Consider the following 19,956-nt stretch of genomic DNA (forward strand, 5'->3'; position numbering starts at 1 on the left):
CGGAGATGACCGGCGCGCCACGACCGCGATTGGTCGTCGAGCGGTGGACTGACCCCGCCGCGGCGGACGTCCTGGAACTGTCCGGCATCGACATCGTCAAACTCGATCTGACTGCGCCCGCCGAATCAGGCTGGGCGGCATTGGAGTCCGCGCACGGCTACCAAGTCGCCACGCGAACCGACGTTGCTTCCGTTGCCGACGGCGCGCAGTGGCTGGCCGGTGAGGCATTGATCGCGCGCTGCCGGTCGCTGCTGGCCGTCTGTTCGGCGGGAGCCGGATATGACGTCATCGATGTCGATGCGTGCACCCGCGCGGGGATAGCGGTGTGCAACAACTCTGGGCCGGGGGCGGAGGCGGTGGCCGAGCACGCCCTGGGATTCATGCTCGACCTCGCCAAGAAGATCACTGTCTCCGACCGGGCACTACGAAGCGGTCCGCTTCGCGATCGGCTGACCCTGCGTGGCAGTCAGCTGTTCGGCAAGACGCTCGGTGTCATCGGGCTCGGTGCCATAGGAAGCCGCCTCGTCGAGTTGTGTGCGCCGTTCGGCATGGAGGTGCTGGCCTTCGATCCCTATCTCGACGAGATGACCGCCCGGACTCGCGGTGTGCAACGGGTGACGCTCGCCGAGCTCGTCGAACGGTCGGACTTCGTGCAGGTGACATGCCCTCTGACCAGCGAGACCCACGGTCTCATCGGCAGAACGCAATTCGCCGCGATGAAGCCGACCGCCTTCTTCATCACCACGGCGCGCGGGCCCGTCCATGACGAGGCGGCCTTGCTCGACGCGCTGGTGAGCGGTGGAATCGCCGGGGCGGGCCTCGATGTGTTCCACGAGGAGCCGCCCCGGCAGGACAACCCGCTGCTGCAGCTCGACAATGTCATTGCCACGCCGCACACCGCGGGCATCACTGTGGAGGCCGCGCGGGATATCGCCGTCGCCACCGCGACCCAGTGGCAGACGATCTTCGAAGGCCGCATGCCGCCTCGCTTGCTGAACCCGGCTGTCTGGCCGCGCTATTGCGAACGATTTCACGACATCCTCGGTGTTCAACCGACCACGCGCGTCACCGCGGCTGCCGAGTGAAACCGACGATTCCCCAACGAGATCGAGAGAAGGGCCTTGACTTGGCGACACGCTACGACACGATCGAGGTCGAGGTCAGGGGTCATACCGCCTGTGTGACCCTCAACCGTCCTGAGGTGCTCAACGCGATCAACGACGAGATGATCGCCGAACTGGCCGTGGCTTATGCGGAAATCGAACGCTCGCAAGATATCTGGACCGTGATCATCACGGGCGCCGGCCGTGCGTTGTGCGTCGGAGCGGACGTCAATAAAGCCGCCGGGCACGACATGGAGAACGCGGCAGGGATCGACAATCAGGGCGAGCCCATTCTCAGTTCGATGCGGCAGTGGGATGCACCGCAGGAGGCGACGCCGCCGTGGCTCCAAATGACCAAGCCGATCATCTGCGCGGTGAACGGCATCGCCTGCGGTGCGGGAATGGACCTCGTGACCACGGCGGACATCACCATCGCGTCCGAGCGCGCGACGTTGATGGACCCGCATGTCAGCATCGGCGTGACCTCCGGGCGCGAGGGGGTCAGGCTCGCCCGCATACTCCCGCTGCCCGTGGCGATGCGGCTGATCCTGATGGGCAAGCACGAGAAGCTCGACGCGCAGCGCGCTTATGACTTGGGCGTCTTCACCGAAGTGGTCGCGCACGATGAGCTCATGGCGCGCGCCTGGGAGATCGCCGACGTCGTGAATTCGAATGCGCCGCTGGCGGTGCGTGGTTCACGCATGGCCGTGCGCAAGGGGCTGACGATGCCCATCTACGAGGCAGAACTGCTTGCCGAGAATTACCGGATGAAGGTGGCACTGACCAAGGATGCCATCGAGGGGCCGCGCGCCTTCCTCGAGAAGCGCAAGCCGCGGTGGAAGGCCCTGTAGGGCTTGACTCCGCGCGCTATACCATCCCGAAGAAGTTCTTTGCGTTGGTGGACAGTACCTTTCGTTTGGTGTCCTCATCCAGGCCCTCCGTCGCCTTGTTTGCGACCTCGAGGCTCCGCGGCCAGTTCGTGTCGTTGTGCGGGTAATCGGTCTCGAACATGAGCTGGTCCGGCCCGACCAGATCCAGGATGCGGAACGCGACCGGATCGCCGAAGGTGGAGAACCACACTCGACCGGGTACCTGGCTGCTCGGCGGTTCGGTCAGCAGCGGGTGAATGCCGCCCCACCCGCGCCGGTCCTCCCAGACCTCGTCGACACGCTGCAGGTAGTAGGGGATCCAGCCCGCTTGCGCCTCGGCGAACGCGAGCTTGAGGTCGGGGAACTGCATGAGCTTGCCCGAAAACAGCCAGTCGACCATGGCGATCGTGCAATTGACGGCCATCAGTGCGCTCGTCACGACATGCGGAGCGTCGGGAGAGGACTTCGTCAGCGACGAACTCGACCCGATGTGCAGCATGATCCCGACCTGATTTCGCTCGCACGCGGCGAAGAATGGGTCCCAATAGCCGCTGTGAATGGACGGCAGGTCGAGACGAGAGGGCAGCTCGGAGAAGCACACCGCGTGCATCCCACGGGCGGCCACCCTTTCGACCTCCTGCGCGGCCAACTCGACGTCCCAGAGCGGGATGATGCCAAGCGGGATCAGCCGGCCGTTCGAGCTGCCGCCCCACTCGTCGATCTGAAAGTCGTTGTACGCCTCGACGCAGAGCTTGGCGAGCTCCTTGTCCTTGGCGTACAGGAAGCGTTGGCCACAAAAGCGTACGAGGGTGTTGGGGAAGCAGGCCGAAGCTTCGATGCCGGCAATGTCCATGTCCGCGAGCCGATCCGCGGGACGGTAGCAGCCGGGACGCATCTCGTCGTAGGTGATCGGGTCGGTGGTGAGTTCGTCGATTTCATAGCCGGCGGCCGCGCTGATGAGTGGGATCGGGATGACCGCGTCCTCGTAGTGCCAGATGTCCGCGGCGCGGCCCTCGTCGTCCTCTACGAACGCCACGTCGGACGTGACGGATGGATCCATGCGCCCACGGGTGCGAACGATCCGCGGACCGATGTCGCGATAACGCTCGGGCAGCCGACTTGTCCACAAATCGGCCGGCTCCACCAGATGGTCGTCCGGCGAGACGATGAGGATATCTGCGCTCAACGCTGTACTCCTTCGAGAGCGGCCCACGACTTCAACGAGCGGCACATTGATTCAAAAATGAGAATGACCGTTTCCACGGTACCGCATGGGGTGTGTCCCGTGCGGCGGGGCGCCTCCAGACTGCCGTTGGCCCCCACCGTGACATCGGAGTCTCACCGGGTTCGAGGTGAGCACCGCCCTCCCGGCCCGCGTTGACGCCGGCAACAACCACTTGCGCGCAGTGAGAATCAACATGCACGTGCAGGTAGATCGCACGTTTTCCGCGTCGGGCGCGTATTCTTTCCCCATTATGCCTACGAAGAAGCCCGCCGGTCCCGACCCCGAAACCGGCTTGGAATTGGTCGATAACAACGTCGAGCTGCACGGCTCGTGGCAGCAACGCACGATCGAGCGCCGTCTGAGTTCTGCCAGAGCGCGTGCTCTCGCTCGCAGTTCGCGGTTCCTGGCCACCGCGCTCGAATTGGTGGAGGAGTCGGGTAAGGCCGATTTCACGATCCAGACCCTCATCGACAGGTCGAATCTGAGCCTGCGTGCGTTCTACCAACACTTCGCCGGTAAAGAAGAACTCATGTTGGCGCTCTACGAGAACGTCACGAGTCAGTTCACCGAGGACATTCGCCACGATGTCGCAGCGGCCGACGGTCCGATGGAACAACTCGAGGCCTTCTGCCGGGGTGTCCTGTCGCGCGCGGAGTCGTCGGAAGCCGTCGGGGGCCGGGTCATGACGATCTACAACCTGAGCCTGGAGATCGAGCGGCCGGACGACTTCGCAAAGGTGTGGGAGCCGCACCTGAAGCTGCTGACGAAGATCCTCACGTCGTGTGCTCGGGCCGGACTGGTACGCACGGATCTGACCCCCGCGCAGCTGACCACGTTGCTGAACACCACGCTGACGGCGCTCGCTCAGATTGGGGTTTTCCATCTGGGCGGCAAGGGTTCCAAGCTGACGGAGGACCAACTGTGGGCGTGGTGCAAACAGGCCGTCACGCCGCCCGCCTCCGACGTCAAAGCCAAGCCCGCACGCAAGGCAGTCTCGCGTGCGGCGTCGGCTGGTCGGGCCGGACGGCCGAAGAAACTAACGGGGTAGGCCGAGCCCACGCTGGGCGATGATGGTGCGCTGGATCTCGCTGGTGCCCGCATAGATGGTCGTGCCCAATGAGAATCGCAGGGAGTGGTCAAACCTGCCGTGTTCGGGAGCGGTCGGTTCGAGGTAGCTGCGCAAGCCGTCCGCGCCGACGAGTTCAACGACGTCCTGGCTGGCGCGTTCGAGCGCCTCGGTGCTGAACACCTTGGACATCGGCCCCTCGGCCACCGGTATGTCGCCCTGCTCGAGCATCCACACGCACCGCCGCTGCAACAGGATTGACACCTCGGCCTCCATCGCGACGCGGGCGAGTCGGCGCCGGACGTCGGTATCGGTGATCGGTAGTGAGCCATCGTCGGAGCGGCTGGTGGTTGCCCAATGCTCGGCGTGGTGCAGCAGCCGGATCAGGTGCGGGCCCCAACCGGATGCGTGCTCGTCCCGCAGGGACAGGCCGAGCACCTCCCAGCCACCATCGACATCGCCGATGCGCCACTCGTCGCCGATGCGGACGTCGCTGTAGAAGGTGATGTTGGTGCGTTCCCCGGAAAGGGTCCACACGGCTTGCGCCGCAAAGCCATCGGCGTCGCCCGGCACCAGAAACATCGTCAGGCCCTGGTGTTTGGGCTTATCCGGGTTGGTGCGCGCGAGCAGGAACACGAAGTCGGCGAGGTGACCGTTGGTGGTGAACATCTTGGAGCCGTTGATCACCCACTCGTCACCGTCGCGCACGGCGCGGGTGGCGGCCGCCGCGACATCCGATCCGCATTCCGGCTCGGTGAAGCCGAGGGCGATGGTGATCTCGCCGTTGATCGCACCGGCCAGGATTCGGTCCTTCAGGAAGGGGGTGCCGATGTCGCGGATGATCGCCGCCACCATCCTGGTTGTCTCGGAGAGGTAGACCGGCGCGTCAAAACGCATCAGTTCCTCTTTGACGACCTGGTCGTCCCATGCGTTGCGGCTCTGTCCGCCGAACTCGACGGGCCAGGCCGGAGCGAAATAGCCCTTGTCGACGAGGCTTTTGGCGAACTCGTCGTCGTGTGCGACGCCGCTGCGGTAGATGCGTTCCTCGAATTCGGGGGACAACACGTCCTGAAGGTAAGCGCGGATCCCGTCGCGGTAGGTCGCGGTCTCTGCATCGAGCTGAAAGTGCATGTCTGCACGCCAATCTGTCGTGGCACGCGGCCCGGGACGGTACGCACGGCAATGTTAATCTCAATTTTGAGAGTAACCATATCCGCATGTGATGGGACGACAAACGTGGACCTGAGCCTGACGGGCGAACAGAGACAGTTGGTGGATTCGTTCGCCGCGCTGTTTGCGCGTGAGTCGACCAGCGAGCGAGTCCGGGCGGCCGAGCCGCTGGGTTTCGACGTGAAGCTGTGGAAGGCCCTGCTGGACATCGGCGCAGTGGCGATGGCGGTCGACGAGGCGGCCGGCGGGTGGGGCGCCTCCGAACTGGATCTCGCGTTGATCGCCGAACAGTTCGGACGCGCGGTCGCGTCCGCTCCCGTCATCGAAGCGCAGGTTGCCGCGCGGCTGCTGGCTGCGTCCGGTGAGGCCGGTGCGGGGTTGTTGAGCGCGGTCCTCGCCGGTGACCAGTTGGTCACGTTCGCGCCTCGCGCCGGACGTGGTGGGCGGCTGGGATTGGTGCCCGGCGGGGCGGTGGCAGACCAGGTAGTAGCCCTGGCGGAGGGGCGGCTGCTGGCGGTGCCGATTGGAGAGGACCGCACCACGGTGGAAAACCTTGGGTCAATGCCGTTGGCGGACATCATCATCGAGCATGATGCCGTGGTGCTGGCAGACGGATCGCAGGCGCGCGTCCTGTTCGACAGCGGACTTGACCTGTGGCTCGCGCTGACCGCTGCCGCCTTGGCGGCGGCGGCCAAGAGGGCCGTGGAGATCGGCGTCGACTACGCCAAGCAACGTCATGCCTTCGGAACCGCGATCGGCGCGTTCCAGGCGGTGTCTCACCCACTGGCCGACAGTGCCACCGCCGCCGATGGGGCGCGGCTGCTCGGGCTCAAGGCCGCGTGTGCCTTCGCCGATGAGCCCGATCGCGTCCGGGAACTGGCTGCGATGGCCTTCGCATTCGCCTATGAGACGGCGCGCGACGCCACGCGGCGCAGCCTGCACATTCACGGCGGATACGGATTCGGCATGGAGGGCGACATCCAGCTGTACTACCGCCGGGTACGGGGCTGGGCAATGGTTTTCAGCGAGCCGGCCGCCGCATTGGACCGTGTAGCCGATGCGCGCTACGGCGCCGCCGGACTGGCGACAGTGGGCTGAACGGGACGCGCGCCGCCAGGATCACGGAGCCCAGACTCGCTCGAGGCGCGGGCCGGGTTCGGCGCGCCGGTCACGCGTCCGCCCGAACCTGGTCTTTGACCGCCAGGACAACGGGGGGAGCGGTCCGCCAGTTCGGTACCCCCTGCGCCTCGCCGGCAGTGGGAAGCTTGTCCTCGCGAATCTGCGCCCAGTGCGAGTGATTCAGTTGGTGCAACGCGAAACACGATTGCAGCGCGTTGTAGAAGCCCATGTTGTCGACCGATTGGTTCACCGACTCTTTTATCAGCAGCGCCGCCATCGTCGGCACCTTGGTGATGCGCCGTGCCAGCTCGAGGGTGCGCCCGGCGAGTTCGTCGCGTTTGAAGATCTTGCTGACCATGCCGAGCCGGTAGGCCTCTTCGATACCGATCGCATCACCGGTGAGCATGAGCTCTTTCGTACGCCGCGGTCCGAATTCCCATGGGTGGCCGAAGTACTCCATCCCGCACATTCCCAACCGCGTGCCCACCACATCGGCGAAGCGCACCTCTTCGCTTCCCACGATCAGGTCGCACGCCCAGATCAGCATGAGTCCCGCCGAGAACACGTCGCCGTGTACCTGGGCGATCGTGATTTTGCGGAGGTTGCGCCAGCGCAGGTTGTTTTGGAAGAAGTAGTGCCATTCCTGCAGCATGGTCCTCTCCGCGCCATCGCGGGTGCCGCCGTTGATGGCCACCGTCGGGTGCTGGCCGGGACCAGGACTGAACTCGGCGCGCGCCTGCGCGGACCCGATATCGTGGCCGGACGAGAACATCGGGCCCTCGCCGGCGAGGATGACGACGCGAACGGCGTCATCGGCCTCGGCGCGGGCGAACGCCTCATCGAGTTCGACCAGCATGCCGCGGTTTTGGGCGTTGCGTTGGTCGGGGCGGTTCAACGAAATCCGAACGATCATGCCGTCGTCGAAGACCTCCCACTTCAAGAATTCGTAATCGCTCACGGCTCGCCCCTTCTCTCGTCTACGTCCGGTAATGGCGTTATCAATAGTGAGAAGGTATGTTCTCACAGGTCGGTCGGTGATGACCGGAAGGGGTGCAGATGGCGGCAGGTCAACGGAAGCCGCGAGTAATCCTGTGGGGTCCGGGCCAGGTCGGCATCGGCGCGTTGCGTGCCCTCATCGCGCACCCTGGCCTGGAGTTGGCCGGCGTGATCGTGCACGCGGAAGCCAAGGACGGCAGGGATGCGGGTGACCTGTGCGGAATGCCCGCGACCGGAGTCATCGCCACGCGCGACATCGCTGCGGTGCTGTCGATGGACGCCGATGTGGTCGCGTACTTCGCGTCGGGCGACTACCGCTACCGCGAGGCGGCGCAGGACATCGCGCGCTGCCTGCGGGCGGGCAAGCATGTGGTGAGTACCTCCTTGGTGCCCATGTGCTATCCGCCGGCCGCGGATCGGGAAACGGTCGAATTACTCGAGGCGGCGTGCGCTGACGGTGGCACCAGCTTCTTCAACAGTGGTGTCGATCCCGGCTGGGCGAACGATGTGATCGCGCTGACGATGACGGGCTTCAGCAGTCGGGTCGATGGCATCACCATGCTCGAGATACTCGATTACGGCCCCATCAACCAGCCCGACATCATGTTCGACTTCATGGGGTTCGGGCACACCCCCGACCATCGGGCGCCGCTGTTCGACACCGAGCGGCTCGCCGCGTTGTGGGGACCCACCGTGCATCTCGTCGCAGACGGCATTGGCCTGCCGCTAGATCGCATCGAGACGACGATCGAAAAGTGGTTGGCGACAGAGCGTTACGAAGTGGCATCGGGGTGGATCGAGCAGGGAACCATGGGAGGTATGCGCTTCAAGCTCGCCGGGATGGTTGACGGCGACGAGCGCGTCGTGCTCGAACACGTCACCCGCATGGGCGAAGGCTCTGCGCCGGACTGGCCGCGGCATCCGTCCCCGCACGGCGGCTACCGCGTCATCGTCGACGGCCTGCCCACCTACACCGTCGACATCGAGATGCACGGCCGCGGCAACAACATGCGCGGTCTGACCTATGCGACCGTCATGCGCGAACTCAACGCCATTCCCGCCGTGATGGCCGCCCCAACCGGTTTGCTGTCCACCCTCGATCTGCCTCCTGTCACGGGTCCCGTGCGCGGCGGAACATGGCAGGGCGTGCTGCCCGGGAAGGCTGCACCGTGAACGACGGACCGGTTCGGCAGACGTCGGCCGACCTGTGGGAGGTCATGCGCACCGCATCGGCGGTGCGGCGCTATCGCGACGAACCCGTCTCGGACCAGGCCATCGACATGTGTCTGCGCGCGGCGAGCTGGGCTCCGTCCGGAGGCAATCAGCAGCCGTGGAAGTTCGTCGTATTGAAGTCGAGCACTTTGCGTGACGTGGTCACGGCCGCGGCCCACAAGACATGGGAGGTCATGACCGAGTTCTATCGGCTTTCGCTGCCGGAGAACGAGGCTGACGACCCGAAGTCGCGCGTGCTGCGGGCTATGGCCGAGCATATGAGCGTCGGTGGCGCGGCGCCTGCGCTGGTCCTGTTCTGTGTCCAACCGCAACGGGGAACCACCGAACTGCAGCAGGGAGGGTCGATCTTTCCCGCCGTCCAGAACTTCCTGCTGGGGGCCCGCGCGCAAGGCCTTGGGGCGGCGATCACCTTGTGGCACGGGTCTTGCGAGGATCAGCTGCGGTCCATGGTCGGGATACCCGACGACTGGCTCATCGCGGCGCTGCTGACGGTGGGCTGGCCCAAGGGCGGGCACCACCCGGTGCGGCGCAAACCGCTCAATGAGGTGGCGGCGATCGATCGGTGGGATCGACCGTGGGGGAAGACGACACCATGACGGCGTGGCGGTCGACGTTGGATCGCCACTCGGTGAGGGTTCCGCGGCACCACCCGATGATCCACCGTCTCGTTGACTACCGAGGAGCCTTTTGTGCAGCTGCGTGATCACGCAGGCTCTGCGAAACCCGCTGTGATCCTTCACGATTCCGGCGTCGAAGTGAGCTTCGCGGACCTCGAAGCCAGCGCAAACAGACTTGCCCACTTCCTGCGACGTTCGGGCCTCGTCGCCGGGGACACCGTCGCAGTGCTCATGGAGAACAACGAGCACATCCACGCGGTGATGTGGGCGGCCAAGCGGAGCGGGCTGTACTACACGCTGGTCAACACGCACCTGAGCGACTCCGAGGCCGCATACATCGTGGCGGACAGCGGGGCGAAGGCAATCATCTCCTCGCGGGCGATGCGGGGTGTGTGTCGCCGGCTGCCCGAACAGCTTCCAGGTGGACTACCACCCGTTGCGCTGATTGCCGACGACGATCTGGAGGGCTGGCAGCGCTATCCCGAATGCGTGGCAACCGAGCCTTTGACGCCGGTCGCCGGTGAATGTGACGGTCAGCTCTTGCAGTACTCCGCGGGCAGCACCGGTCGCCCGAAGGGCATCCGTCGGCCTTTAATGCCCTGCGGCTCTGGTGTTTCCAATCTGTCGACGCCCGTCTTCGAGGCGCTCGGCGTGACAGACGACTCGGTGTACCTGAGCCCCGCCCCGACCTACCACACGGCACCAGCCATGTGGACGATGGCAGCGCAAGCCATCGGCGCGACAACGGTTCTCATGGAGAAGTTTGACGCCGAGCGTGCCCTCGACTGCATACGGCGCCGCGGTGTCACGCACGCCCAGTTCGTGCCGACGATGTTTGTGCGGATGCTGCGGCTACCCGAAGCAATTCGGATGTCCTACGACCTATCGACCCTGCGCCGCGTCGTTCACGCCGCCGCTCCGTGCCCGCCGGAAATCAAACGCCAAATGATCGACTGGTGGGGGCCGATCATCGACGAGTACTACGGGTCATCAGAAGGTGCAGGCATCTCGTTCATCCGAGCCGAAGAGTGGCTCGCCCATCCGGGATCGGTGGGCAAGCCCATTCTTGGTACACCGCACATCCTCGATGGGGACGGCGCCGAACTCGGGCCAGGACAAATCGGTGAGATCTACTACGCGGGCGGTTATCCGTTCGAGTACCTCAATGATCAGGCAAAAACGGCTGCGGCGCGCAGTCCCGAAGGCTGGGTCACCGTTGGTGACGTCGGCTACTTGGACGACGATGGTTACCTCTACCTCACCGACCGGCGAAATCACATGATCGTCTCCGGCGGAGTGAACATCTATCCGCAGGAGACCGAAAATCTTCTCGTCAGTCACCCACTGGTGGTCGACGCCGCTGTGTTCGGTGTCCCGGATCCGGTCATGGGGCAGTCGGTGATGGCCGTCGTGCAGTTGGTGGATCCAGTTTTGGCGTCCAACGGACTCGGCGAGGAATTGATCGCATGGCTTCGGAGTCGCATGGCGCACTATAAGTGTCCGCGGTCGCTGCATTTCGAGGCGCAATTGCCGCGCACTGATGCCGGCAAGCTCTACAAGCGGGTGCTCATCGAGAAGTACGGGGGCGCCGACGAGGGTTAGACCAGGTGCCGCGTGCACTCCCGCGGGACCCGTGTCGTACGGGTGTCGAATATGGCGTGACTCAAGAAACCATTTGGGCGCGCTTGCCGCCTATCGTATTCCCACGCAATATTGTCTGCGGTCGAAAGGCACTGGGGGAGAGCGTAATCCAATTTCAGGCCGGTGTCGTGGGCGGCCGCCGAGATCAATCCGCGGCCTGCGGTCACCAATCATTGCCGTGGGTGAGCAAGCCCGGCAAACGTTACACCTATCTGTGATAGTGTAACTGCTTTGTCACACATGCCGACGGGAAATTGATGACCGCTGAGGAAGTCGTGCGTGCCGAGATCGCCGCATGGAGCCGCAACGATGTCGACGAGGTCATGAGTCACTTCGCCCAGGACGCCACATTCGACATCGGCCCCTCCTGGCCACGGCTATCTGGTCACGACGCGATCCACGAGATGATGACGGTGTTCTTCGCCGGCGGGACGTGCGTTGACCTCGAAATCCAGCATCTCGCGGTGGACGGCGACGTGGTGATGATGGAGCGCCGCGATCACTGGATCGTGGACGGAAAGCAGATGAGCTGGCCGGTGATGGGCGCGTATCAGGTGCAAGACGAAAAGATCAAAGCCTGGCGAGAGTACTTCTACCCGCCGAGTGAGACGTAGGCGCACCAAGCGCTGAAGGACGCTTTCCTGTTCCGATCCAGTTGAACAACCCGGCAGCCCCGATGGAGTTCTGATGACCGTGCCGACCGCCCCCGCCGAGTCTGATCTGTACTACGACCCGTACAACATTGACCTCAATATGAATCCTTATCCGGTGTTCGCCAGGATCCGGGAAGAGGCCCCGCTCTACTACAACGAACAGCACGACTTCTACGCGCTCAGCCGCTACGACGACGTCAACAAGGCCGTCATCGACCACGAGACGTTCATCTCCGGGCGCGGTGCCCTGCTCGAGATCATCAAGTCGGGCATGGAAATTCCGCCGGGCACACTGATCTTCGAGGATCCGCCGATCCACAACATCCACCGCAACCTGCTGTCGCGGGTGTTCACACCCCGCAAGGTGCTTGCCCTCGAGCCGCAGATCCGCGAGTTCACCGCGCGGTGCCTGGATCCGCTGGTCGGCTCGGACCGGTTCGACTTCGTCAACGACCTCGGCGAGCAGATGCCGATGCGCGTCATCGGCATGCTGCTGGGGCTCCCGGAAGACCGGCAGCGGCAGATCACCGACCACGGCGAGGAGACCCTGCAAGGCAAGACCGTCGACGCCTTGGCCACCGGTGAGGTGTTCGCGGAGTTCGTCGACTGGCGCGCCGAACACCCGTCCGACGACATCATGACCGACCTCCTCAACGCCGAGTTCGAAGACGAGACCGGCACGGTGCGCAAACTGCGCCGCGACGAGCTGTTGCTGTACTTGACGGTCATCGCGACGGCCGGTTCCGAGACCACCACCCGCCTGATCGGCTGGGCCGGTAAGACGCTGGCCGACTACCCGGATCAGCGCCGTGATCTGGTGGAGAACCCGGGACTGATTCCTCAGGCGATCGAGGAGATCCTGCGCTGGGAGCCGCCGGCGCTACAGATCGCCCGCTACGTCACCCGCGATGTCGAGTACTACGGCCAGACCGTGCCGGAGGGTTCGGCGATGCTGATGCTCGTCGGCGCGGCCAACCGCGATCACCGCCGGTTTCCGCCGGACGGTGACGTCTTCGACATCTACCGGGAACAGCGTTCGCACATGACTTTTGGCGCAGGCACGCATTTCTGCATGGGCAATGCGCTGGCCCGACTGGAGGGCCGGATCGCGCTGGAGGAGATCCTCAAGCGCTTCCCGGCCTGGGAGGTCGACTGGGCCAACGCGGTACCGTCGGAGACCGCCGCGGTCCGGGGCTGGGCGGCCATGCCCACATTCGTTTCCCGTTCCTAGCGTGGAGCGAACGTCGCTCAGCTGCTTGACCATCGCAAGGGGACCGCAGCGCGGCGTCACCACCCTGGCGACGAATGTTTCGGGTCCTCGTCGTCGGGGACTGTCGCTGGTCGTCAACGTCTAGCCTGACCACGGCCGTGAACGCTCGGTCAGTCGTGTTGCCGCACAACGGGATCGGGCAGGAACAACCGGCAGGCACCGGGTTCGGCGAACGGAATGAGACCCAGGCCCGGCGTGTCGGTGGCGCCGAGCCGCTCCAGCATTCCCTCGACGATCCCGAGGTGGACCTGACAGACGATCGTCGGATAGCGACGGGCCGCGTTCAGCAGGGGACACCGGCGCAGCGCAATGCCTCGCCGGGCGTCGGGGTCGTCGTCGGGCGCGAAGCCGAGGCGGGCCAACGCCTCGAGCACGGACCGCCGCGCGTCATCGCCGGTGTGGCTGCACTCGTCGATGAGTTCGCGTCCCCACTCGACGCCGGCGGCACGCGCGTCGCGCTCCGGGTGCGCGCTGGTGCGAGCCAGCTGTCCGGCCAGCGCGGTCGCCAAACCCGCGTAGTCGCGCATCGCCACCGCGGGGTCGGCGGCCGACACCCGATACAACGTGGCCGGACGTCCGCGTCCGGGTGTCCTGGCGGTGGAGCGTTCGACGAGCCCAAGCTCTGCGACCACGTCGAGATGTTCGCGAACGGTGTTGGCGTGCAGGTCAAGAGCCGCGGCGGCGTCAGTGACCCGGAAGGGGGGGTGTGCGCGCACGTAGTCGAGAACCCGCAGCCGCTGCCCGGACAGCGCCACGGGCGCCTCCAACACCGGCGTGGGCGGGGGGCCCAGGACGACCGGCTCTTTTTTCACGGAATTTATTGTAGTAAATTAATGGGCGATGCACCTAGCGCACTGAGCCGCACCCGCTCGGCGAGCGAGCGCGCTCAATGGAAAGGAACCGAAATGCCGGCCAACGATGTGATCGTGGCGTCCACAGCTGCCGATGCCGAGGCGGTCGAAGCCATCACCAGCCACCACGCGCAACTCGCCGGTCAGCTGGCGGTGCTTACCGATGCGATGGTGTCGGCGGTCGAGCGCGGTGCGGGCTTCGAGCCGGCACGCGTTGCGGCCCTTGCCTTCCTGGCCGGTGAGCTGCTGCCCCACGCCGCCGCCGAGGAGGAGCGCCTGTACCCGGCCGCCACCCGCACCCAGCGCGCGCGGCCCCTGATCGAATCGATGATCGCGACCCACCGCATCATCGGCTCCCTCGTCGACGGCATCCGCACGGAACCGCCGGTGCGCGCGGCCGGTTCCGCCCAAGCCCTGCGGGTGCTGTTCGACGCACACCTGGTCAACGAGAACGAGCGGATCCTGCCCATCGTCGCCGCCGACCCCGACGTTTCCCTGGTGGAGGTGACCCACGGCATGCACGAACTCCTCGGCCACGCGCACCCCACCAACGGCACCGAGCCATCACACAACTGCGGCTGCGGCGAAACCGATGCCGACGATCCCGTGCTCGACGTTCGCGAGGTGCCGCATTCGATCCGGCACGCGACCGTGTTCGGCGCGTTCGACGCCGTTCCAAACGGCGGCGCCCTGGTGCTGGTGGCTCCCCACGACCCGATCCCGTTGCTGCGCCAGCTCGACCACAGAACCTCGGGGCGACTCGAAATCCACTACGAGCAGCGCGGTCCGGAGGCGTGGCGGTTGCGGCTGATCAAGCGGTGAGTGCAGATACATCCCGGGACTGGCCCGAAACCCGTTCGGTGTAGCGGCAATACGGCGAAACCGCGCCGGGCGACTAGTCTTCGCGGGATAGCGCCGCGCGAGGGCACGCGGCGATGGCCTGCTCGGCGAGCGCCACCTGCTCGGCGGGCACGGGGTCGGTGAGGACCACGGCGTATTCGTCATCGTCGAGCTCGAACACCTCGGGCGCGATGTTCACGCAGAAGGCGTTGCCCTCACAGCGATCACGGTCCACTACCACGCGCATTGAAACCTCCTTCGATACTTCAGCGGGCTGCATCCTCACGCGTTCGCCTGCTGGCACACCCACCCGTCGGGCGTGCGTCCGGCCTCGATGAACCGGGTCAGCTCCGCGCTTGTTTGGGGCGGCAGGGTCGGTGTCGGCGTTCGGATAGATGACCGGCTCCTCTTTGGAGTTGTGCTGGTGGAGTTGATCCAGCAGCTGCGTGCACGTATCCCTCAGTCGCGGAATGTCGTTCCCGTCGGCGAGCAGATCCCCCAGCGTGTTCATGGTGTGCCAGAGCTGACCGTGCTCGCGCATCATCACGAAGATCGGCATCACGATCCCGGCCTCGCGCAGCGGCGGGAACAGGAAGACCTCCTCGAGGTAGATGTGCCGGCGCAGGGCTACCAGCGTGTCGGTCAATAGTTCCCGCTGCACGCTGCCGCAGTCGAGCTGTTCAATGAAAGCCTCTATCGCGTCATCGATTTCGCGGTGTTCTCGCGTCAGCTCGGCAGATAGCGTCAGGCTGGTCATTCGCGGTCTCCTCTGCGTCAGGCAGATTCTGTTCTAGTCGAGTTGGGCGTCGACACTGATCGTTGCGCCGGCGAACAGTCGTGACACCGGACATAGCGCCGCGGCCTGGTCCACCACGGCGGCAAACGAGTCGGCGTCCAGGCCGGCAACGCTGGCCTTGACCTTCAGCTGCGAGGTGGTGATCGTCGGAACACCATCGACCGCATCCAGGGTCACGGTGGCGGTGACCTCGAGTCGCTGTGGCGGAGTGTGGTTCTCGCCCAATTTCAGGGCCAACGCCATCGAAAAGCACGACGAGTGCGCCGCCGCCGCGAGTTCTTCGGGGCTCGACTTGCCGCCGGGCTCCTCGGTGCGAGAGGCCCACGTCAGCGGCAGGCCGTCCAGCGCTCCGCTGCTGCCCTGCGACAGTTTGCCTTCGCCCGACGCCAGCGGGCCTTCCCATGTGGTCCGCGCCGCCCGTTCCGCGATGCTCATAGTCCGCGCTCCCTTTCTCCATTGCGTGGCATTTATACAAGTCTTATTTGTGCAAACCCTAGCCCGTCACGGTGCGCGTTGGCCAGCATCATCATGCTGTTGTTTGCCGACGGTATGCGCTGATGACGTCGGGATCGGGGTCGATCCCCAGGCCCGGTCCCTGCGGGACCGAAATTCGGCCCGCCGTCGGGGTGAGGCCATCGCCATAGATGGAGGCTTCCAGTTCGAACCAGCGCCACTCGATCATGGAGTCGACGTCGCCCAGAGCGGCGGTCGCATGAAGCGCCGCGAGCAATCCGGGACCTTCGTAGAAGGAATGCGTCATCACCGGGACGTTGTGGACGGACGCGAGCGGAAAAACCTTGCGCAACTCGCTGATACCTCCCATCTTGGCCGGGCTCGGCTGAACAAAGTCCACCGCTTCCGCGGCGAGCATGCGCTCGAATTCCAGTACGGTGGAGGCGTTCTCGCCTGATGAGATCGGGATGCCGGTGGTTCGGCGCAGTTGGGCGAGTCCGTCGAAATCCTCCGGCGGCCACAGTGGCTCCTCGAGGAATTTGAGCCGAGCCGCCCGGAGTTCGTCAGCGACGGCAGTGGCTTCGGTCAAGGTCCAGGGGCAGCCGGCGTCCACGATCAGCTCGATATCGGGGCCGGCTTCCTCGCGGGCCGCCCGAATTGCCGACACCCCCGCCTCGTGCAGCTTGAGCACTTGGAATCCGGCGTCGATCGCCTGCCGAACCATGGCGCGGACCAGCGCCGGGTCGGAATAGCAGGCGAGGCTTGCGTAGCACGGCATGGTGGTCACCCCGCCGCCGAGGAGCTGGGACACCGAAGCATTGGTGAGCTTCCCGGCGATGTCCCACAAGGCGATGTCGACCGCCGAAAGGCCATAGGTCAACGCGCCACCGCGCCCGAACACGTGCAGCTTCTTTTGAATCTCCAGCATCAGCGGACCGATCCGCGTGGCGTCCCGCCCGATGCACAGGGGTGTGATGAGTTGGTCGACAGCAAGTTTGGCGGAATCGACGGCGCTGAAACCGAAGGCTTCCCCCCAGCCTTCCACTCCGTCGGAGGTCGTCACCTTGACGAGCAGCGAGTCCGCCGCGGTCAGTGCGTCTCCCCAGAGCGACGCCCCGGGAGTGCTGCCCGCCTTGAGCGGGATACGCAGGGGAACCGTCTCGATCTTCGCGATCACTGCGGCGCGGTCAGCGGCGATGGGCGCGGTGATCCCTGCCATGGCCGAGACTCAACTCGTCAGCCGCAACACGTCGGCGAGCGCCCGGCGCGGCGTGGGCGGTGGGGCTGCGTCGAGTGCCGGCGCGACACCCACCCGGATCAAGACCTGGGGGAGGTCGGTGTGACCCGTGACCGCCGCCAGCAGTTCACGGCTGACCGACAGTTCCGTCAGCTGCGACACCGGGCAGGTGGCCAAGCCGGCCATCGTGCATTCCAGGAGGACACCTGATAGCAACTCGCCGCACGCAAACGCGTTGGCGCGGCTGTCATCTTCGGTGGACAGCATCAAGATCTTCGAGAAGTCCCGCGTCACCCCGGCACGCCTGTCCGGGTTGCGGGTGAAGGGGAAGTGGCGATTGACGCCCACCCGATCCGACTCGGCGGCCGAGATCAACGAGCTGTAGGGGATCCCCTCCGATACTTCGAACGGTGCTGTCCACCAATCGAGTTCGACATGATACGCGGAGTCATACAGGCGCAGCGACTCGGTGAACTCGGCTGCTTCGGCCAGGCGCGGACGCATCTCCTCCGGCAGCACGTCCAATCGCACCACGCCCGCGTCGATCCTGCCGCGGAGCAAAGCCTCAAACGATCCCCAGTCGACCGGCGCAAGGAACGGGAGCCGGTCGGTCCGGCGTTGCAGGATCGCGTCGGCGCGGCGACGCTGGTGGTCCGTCACGCCGTCTGACGGAGCGAATGTCACCCTGGCCAGGTGCGTCGGATCGCGCGGCTCGGGAAATCGTTCGATCTCGGCGATCCAGCCCGCGGCCGCCATCGCCACCCGGAGGTGTTCAAGCGCACCCCCGCAGCTGATGTGGGCCTCGCGCATCGATCGGTCCGCGTGCACGACACGGCGTGTGTCGAGAAGCAGGTCCAGCCCCGCGCCGTCGGCCTCCCATCGCCACGGTTGGGTGTTGTACAGCGACGGGGCGCGGCAGGCCAAGCGAACCGCATCCTCGATGACCTTGGTTTCCACCATAGTGTCCAACACGGTGCACCTCCGGCTTCTCTGCTGGCCCAAGGCCGTTCGTTAGGGAGGACGACTCGGACATCCAGTGCTATTATTAATGAATAATATCCTCGAAATAGCTGGAAGGCAACCGCACGAGAGGACGGATGGGGTGGGCGAGCACAACGGGAGCGAGGCCGGACGGCCGCACCGCGGGGCGCAAAACCGGCAGCGCCAACGAGTTCTTGAACTGGTGCGTGAGCATGACGAACCGGTCGATGCGACCGAACTCGCCGGACGGCTCGGGCTGCACACGACGACCGTGCGTTTTCACCTTGACACGTTGTGCGCCGCGGGACTTGTCGAGCGGACTCGGATCACGCGGACCGGTGTCGGTCGTCCCCGTACCGGCTACCGCGCGATGCGCGAGCGGCTGGACTATCGAATCCTGGCCGAAATATTGGCCTTGGAACTCGGGGATACCGCCGACAAGAGGCGCCGCCGCGCCGAAGCCGCCGGCCGGCGCTGGGCTGAACGGATCGCCGACGACGTCCCGCACGAAGACGCTGCGGGACAACATGTTCCAGACGCGGCCGCACCGGGGAAGGTTGCTGAGGAGCGTTCGGTGATGATCACGACGGTGTTCGACAGGATGGGATTCGGTCCCGAGTTGGTCCCGGCTCGCAAATCGACCCGCGGCAACCAACGGACGATTCGTTTGCACAGCTGCCCGGTCCGTGATCTGGCCCGGGATCACCCCGAGGTGGCATGCGCGTTGCACCGGGGCCTCCTGCAGGGCCTGGCGGGCCCGACGAAGGCGGTTGGTTCGAAGCCGGGGATGCACGTCGAGCTCGAGCCGTTCGTCGAACCCGAATTGTGTCTTGCCACGGTGATCGCGCATGACTGAGGTGTGCGCCCCGGTTGGCCGAGCGGACGCAGATCTGGTCGCCCGCACGGACATCGAGGCGCTGTTGCGCCGGTTTTACGGCCGGGTGATGGTCGACGACGTCCTCGCTGAGCCGTTCGCGGAGTTGCGAAGCAAGGGCCTGGCGTCGCACCTCCCGGTGATGGCCGACTTCTGGGAGACCGTGCTGTTTCGCGCCGGACTGTACCGAGGCAGCGCCTTGCACGCCCACCGGCACGTCCATCGACGAATCCCGTTGGGCAGCCGTCACTTTGTCCGCTGGCTGAGCGTGTGGAACGACACCGTCGATGAGATGTTCCGGGGACCGATCGCCGAGCGCGCGAAGATTCAGGGCGCCCGGATCGCCTGGGCGATGCACCGACGGCTGACGGGCGCGGACTCACCGGAACTGGACACCCTGGTTCCGCGCTGAAACGCTGACCGGCCGCCGGACGCAAGGTGACGAGCTTGTCATCCGGGTCACGGTTCTTGGTTGCTTGCCGGTCATCGGAGCCCGATCCATCTGGTTTATACAAGCAGACTTGTGTAAACTCCACGGCATGGCATACGTGATAGGAAAGCCATGCGTAGACGTGATGGACCGGTCCTGCGTCGAGGAGTGTCCGGTCGACTGCATCTACGAGGGTGGCCGGGCGCTTTACATTCATCCCGACGAGTGCGTGGATTGCGGGGCGTGCGAGCCTGTTTGCCCCGTCGAGGCGATCTACTACGAGGATGACCTGCCCGAAGAGTTGCAGCCGTACCAGGCGGACAACGCGGCGTTCTTTTCCGAAACGCTTCAGGGCCGTGACGAGCCGCTGGGGTCGCCGGGCGGGGCCGCCAAGATCGGCCCGCTCGGCGTCGACACTCCGTTGGTGGCCAACCTGCCCAAGCAGGCCGAGCCGGCGTGAGCGCGGCCGTCATGTCATGCGACGAGCCGTCCGGCCACCGCCGCGATGAGCCGCGAACCCCTCGGATGGACC

21 protein-coding genes and 1 pseudogene are annotated in these 19,956 nt (G+C 65.4%); 13 read left to right on the top strand and 9 right to left on the bottom strand.

Annotation, left to right across the window (positions count from 1 at the left end; genetic code table 11):
• Positions 1 to 5 precede the first annotated feature (5 nt).
• Both AC0KTM_RS07135 and AC0KTM_RS07140 read left to right on the top strand, forming a co-directional pair.
• Positions 6 to 1,085 carry a hydroxyacid dehydrogenase gene (locus AC0KTM_RS07135; RefSeq protein ID WP_238957701.1) on the top strand — a complete coding sequence of 360 codons (1,080 nt, stop codon included), beginning with the start codon at positions 6 to 8 and terminating at the stop codon, positions 1,083 to 1,085.
• 41 nt (positions 1,086 to 1,126) lie between these two features.
• Positions 1,127 to 1,954, top strand: a complete 828-nt coding sequence (locus AC0KTM_RS07140) for an enoyl-CoA hydratase/isomerase family protein (RefSeq protein ID WP_238957702.1) — start codon at positions 1,127 to 1,129, stop codon at positions 1,952 to 1,954.
• A 16-nt stretch (positions 1,955 to 1,970) separates the two neighbouring features.
• Here AC0KTM_RS07140 and AC0KTM_RS07145 read toward each other — a convergent pair whose 3' ends face one another.
• Positions 1,971 to 3,158, bottom strand: a complete 1,188-nt coding sequence (locus AC0KTM_RS07145; protein ID WP_225326964.1) for an amidohydrolase family protein — start codon at positions 3,156 to 3,158, stop codon at positions 1,971 to 1,973.
• Positions 3,159 to 3,447: 289 nt separating this feature from the next.
• Between AC0KTM_RS07145 and AC0KTM_RS07150 the strand changes: the two genes are divergently transcribed.
• On the top strand, positions 3,448 to 4,245 hold the full coding sequence (locus tag AC0KTM_RS07150; RefSeq protein WP_225327041.1) for a TetR/AcrR family transcriptional regulator: 798 nt from the start codon (positions 3,448 to 3,450) through the stop codon (positions 4,243 to 4,245).
• On the opposite strand, the gene AC0KTM_RS07155 is transcribed toward AC0KTM_RS07150, so the two are convergent.
• Entirely contained in the window at positions 4,234 to 5,394 is a 1,161-nt protein-coding gene (locus AC0KTM_RS07155) for an acyl-CoA dehydrogenase family protein (protein WP_238957703.1), read from the bottom strand. The genes AC0KTM_RS07150 and AC0KTM_RS07155 overlap by 12 nt on opposite strands.
• A gap of 105 nt (positions 5,395 to 5,499) precedes the next feature.
• On the opposite strand from AC0KTM_RS07155, the gene AC0KTM_RS07160 reads away from it, so the two are divergent.
• On the top strand, positions 5,500 to 6,531 hold the full coding sequence (locus AC0KTM_RS07160) for an acyl-CoA dehydrogenase family protein (protein WP_225326962.1): 1,032 nt from the start codon (positions 5,500 to 5,502) through the stop codon (positions 6,529 to 6,531).
• Positions 6,532 to 6,601: 70 nt separating this feature from the next.
• Here AC0KTM_RS07160 and AC0KTM_RS07165 read toward each other — a convergent pair whose 3' ends face one another.
• Positions 6,602 to 7,510 carry an enoyl-CoA hydratase gene (locus AC0KTM_RS07165; RefSeq protein ID WP_225326961.1) on the bottom strand — a complete coding sequence of 303 codons (909 nt, stop codon included), beginning with the start codon at positions 7,508 to 7,510 and terminating at the stop codon, positions 6,602 to 6,604.
• Between the two features lie 98 nt (positions 7,511 to 7,608).
• On the opposite strand from AC0KTM_RS07165, the gene AC0KTM_RS07170 reads away from it, so the two are divergent.
• The 5 genes from AC0KTM_RS07170 to AC0KTM_RS07190 all read left to right on the top strand — a co-directional run bounded on the left by AC0KTM_RS07170 (position 7,609) and on the right by AC0KTM_RS07190 (position 12,923).
• Positions 7,609 to 8,721, top strand: coding sequence for an NAD(P)H-dependent amine dehydrogenase family protein (locus AC0KTM_RS07170; RefSeq protein ID WP_225326960.1), 1,113 nt, complete (start codon positions 7,609 to 7,611; stop codon positions 8,719 to 8,721).
• A 44-nt stretch (positions 8,722 to 8,765) separates the two neighbouring features.
• Entirely contained in the window at positions 8,766 to 9,377 is a 612-nt protein-coding gene (locus AC0KTM_RS07175) for a nitroreductase family protein (protein WP_225327040.1), read from the top strand.
• Positions 9,378 to 9,470: 93 nt separating this feature from the next.
• A complete protein-coding gene (gene fadD4, locus AC0KTM_RS07180) occupies positions 9,471 to 11,000 on the top strand; it encodes a fatty-acid--CoA ligase FadD4 (RefSeq protein WP_238957704.1) in 1,530 nt (509 codons plus the stop codon).
• A 296-nt stretch (positions 11,001 to 11,296) separates the two neighbouring features.
• Positions 11,297 to 11,653, top strand: coding sequence for an SgcJ/EcaC family oxidoreductase (locus tag AC0KTM_RS07185; RefSeq protein WP_225326958.1), 357 nt, complete (start codon positions 11,297 to 11,299; stop codon positions 11,651 to 11,653).
• A gap of 73 nt (positions 11,654 to 11,726) precedes the next feature.
• Positions 11,727 to 12,923: a cytochrome P450 gene (locus AC0KTM_RS07190; RefSeq protein WP_238957705.1), complete on the top strand. Its 1,197-nt coding sequence runs from the start codon at positions 11,727 to 11,729 to the stop codon at positions 12,921 to 12,923.
• Between the two features lie 149 nt (positions 12,924 to 13,072).
• Here AC0KTM_RS07190 and AC0KTM_RS07195 read toward each other — a convergent pair whose 3' ends face one another.
• Positions 13,073 to 13,774, bottom strand: coding sequence for a helix-turn-helix transcriptional regulator (locus tag AC0KTM_RS07195; RefSeq protein WP_238957706.1), 702 nt, complete (start codon positions 13,772 to 13,774; stop codon positions 13,073 to 13,075).
• Positions 13,775 to 13,867: 93 nt separating this feature from the next.
• Here AC0KTM_RS07195 and AC0KTM_RS07200 point away from each other — a divergent pair, with 93 nt between their 5' ends.
• Positions 13,868 to 14,635, top strand: coding sequence for a DUF2249 domain-containing protein (locus AC0KTM_RS07200; protein ID WP_238957707.1), 768 nt, complete (start codon positions 13,868 to 13,870; stop codon positions 14,633 to 14,635).
• Positions 14,636 to 14,708: 73 nt separating this feature from the next.
• Here AC0KTM_RS07200 and AC0KTM_RS07205 read toward each other — a convergent pair whose 3' ends face one another.
• The 5 genes and pseudogenes from AC0KTM_RS07205 to AC0KTM_RS07225 all read right to left on the bottom strand — a co-directional run bounded on the left by AC0KTM_RS07205 (position 14,709) and on the right by AC0KTM_RS07225 (position 18,111).
• On the bottom strand, positions 14,709 to 14,900 hold the full coding sequence (locus AC0KTM_RS07205) for a ferredoxin (RefSeq protein WP_225326954.1): 192 nt from the start codon (positions 14,898 to 14,900) through the stop codon (positions 14,709 to 14,711).
• 35 nt (positions 14,901 to 14,935) lie between these two features.
• Positions 14,936 to 15,410, bottom strand: a pseudogene (locus AC0KTM_RS07210) (hemerythrin domain-containing protein).
• Positions 15,411 to 15,443: 33 nt separating this feature from the next.
• Positions 15,444 to 15,884: an OsmC family peroxiredoxin gene (locus AC0KTM_RS07215; RefSeq protein WP_238957708.1), complete on the bottom strand. Its 441-nt coding sequence runs from the start codon at positions 15,882 to 15,884 to the stop codon at positions 15,444 to 15,446.
• A gap of 91 nt (positions 15,885 to 15,975) precedes the next feature.
• Entirely contained in the window at positions 15,976 to 17,121 is a 1,146-nt protein-coding gene (locus tag AC0KTM_RS07220) for a mandelate racemase/muconate lactonizing enzyme family protein (protein WP_238957709.1), read from the bottom strand.
• 9 nt (positions 17,122 to 17,130) lie between these two features.
• On the bottom strand, positions 17,131 to 18,111 hold the full coding sequence (locus tag AC0KTM_RS07225) for an Acg family FMN-binding oxidoreductase (protein ID WP_238957710.1): 981 nt from the start codon (positions 18,109 to 18,111) through the stop codon (positions 17,131 to 17,133).
• A 130-nt stretch (positions 18,112 to 18,241) separates the two neighbouring features.
• Here AC0KTM_RS07225 and AC0KTM_RS07230 point away from each other — a divergent pair, with 130 nt between their 5' ends.
• The 3 genes from AC0KTM_RS07230 (at position 18,242) to fdxA (ending at position 19,884) form a co-directional block, all read left to right on the top strand.
• Entirely contained in the window at positions 18,242 to 18,976 is a 735-nt protein-coding gene (locus AC0KTM_RS07230; protein WP_238957711.1) for a helix-turn-helix transcriptional regulator, read from the top strand.
• Positions 18,969 to 19,406 (top strand): group III truncated hemoglobin, encoded by a 438-nt coding sequence (locus tag AC0KTM_RS07235; protein WP_238957712.1) that lies wholly within the window; start codon positions 18,969 to 18,971, stop codon positions 19,404 to 19,406. Before AC0KTM_RS07230 ends, AC0KTM_RS07235 begins: the two co-directional genes overlap by 8 nt.
• Before the next feature lie 127 nt (positions 19,407 to 19,533).
• Positions 19,534 to 19,884, top strand: coding sequence for a ferredoxin (fdxA, locus tag AC0KTM_RS07240; RefSeq protein ID WP_238957713.1), 351 nt, complete (start codon positions 19,534 to 19,536; stop codon positions 19,882 to 19,884).
• The last annotated feature ends 72 nt before the right edge of the window (positions 19,885 to 19,956 follow it).

The organism is Mycobacterium sp. NTMscope_Eco_3 (assembly GCF_976985685.1).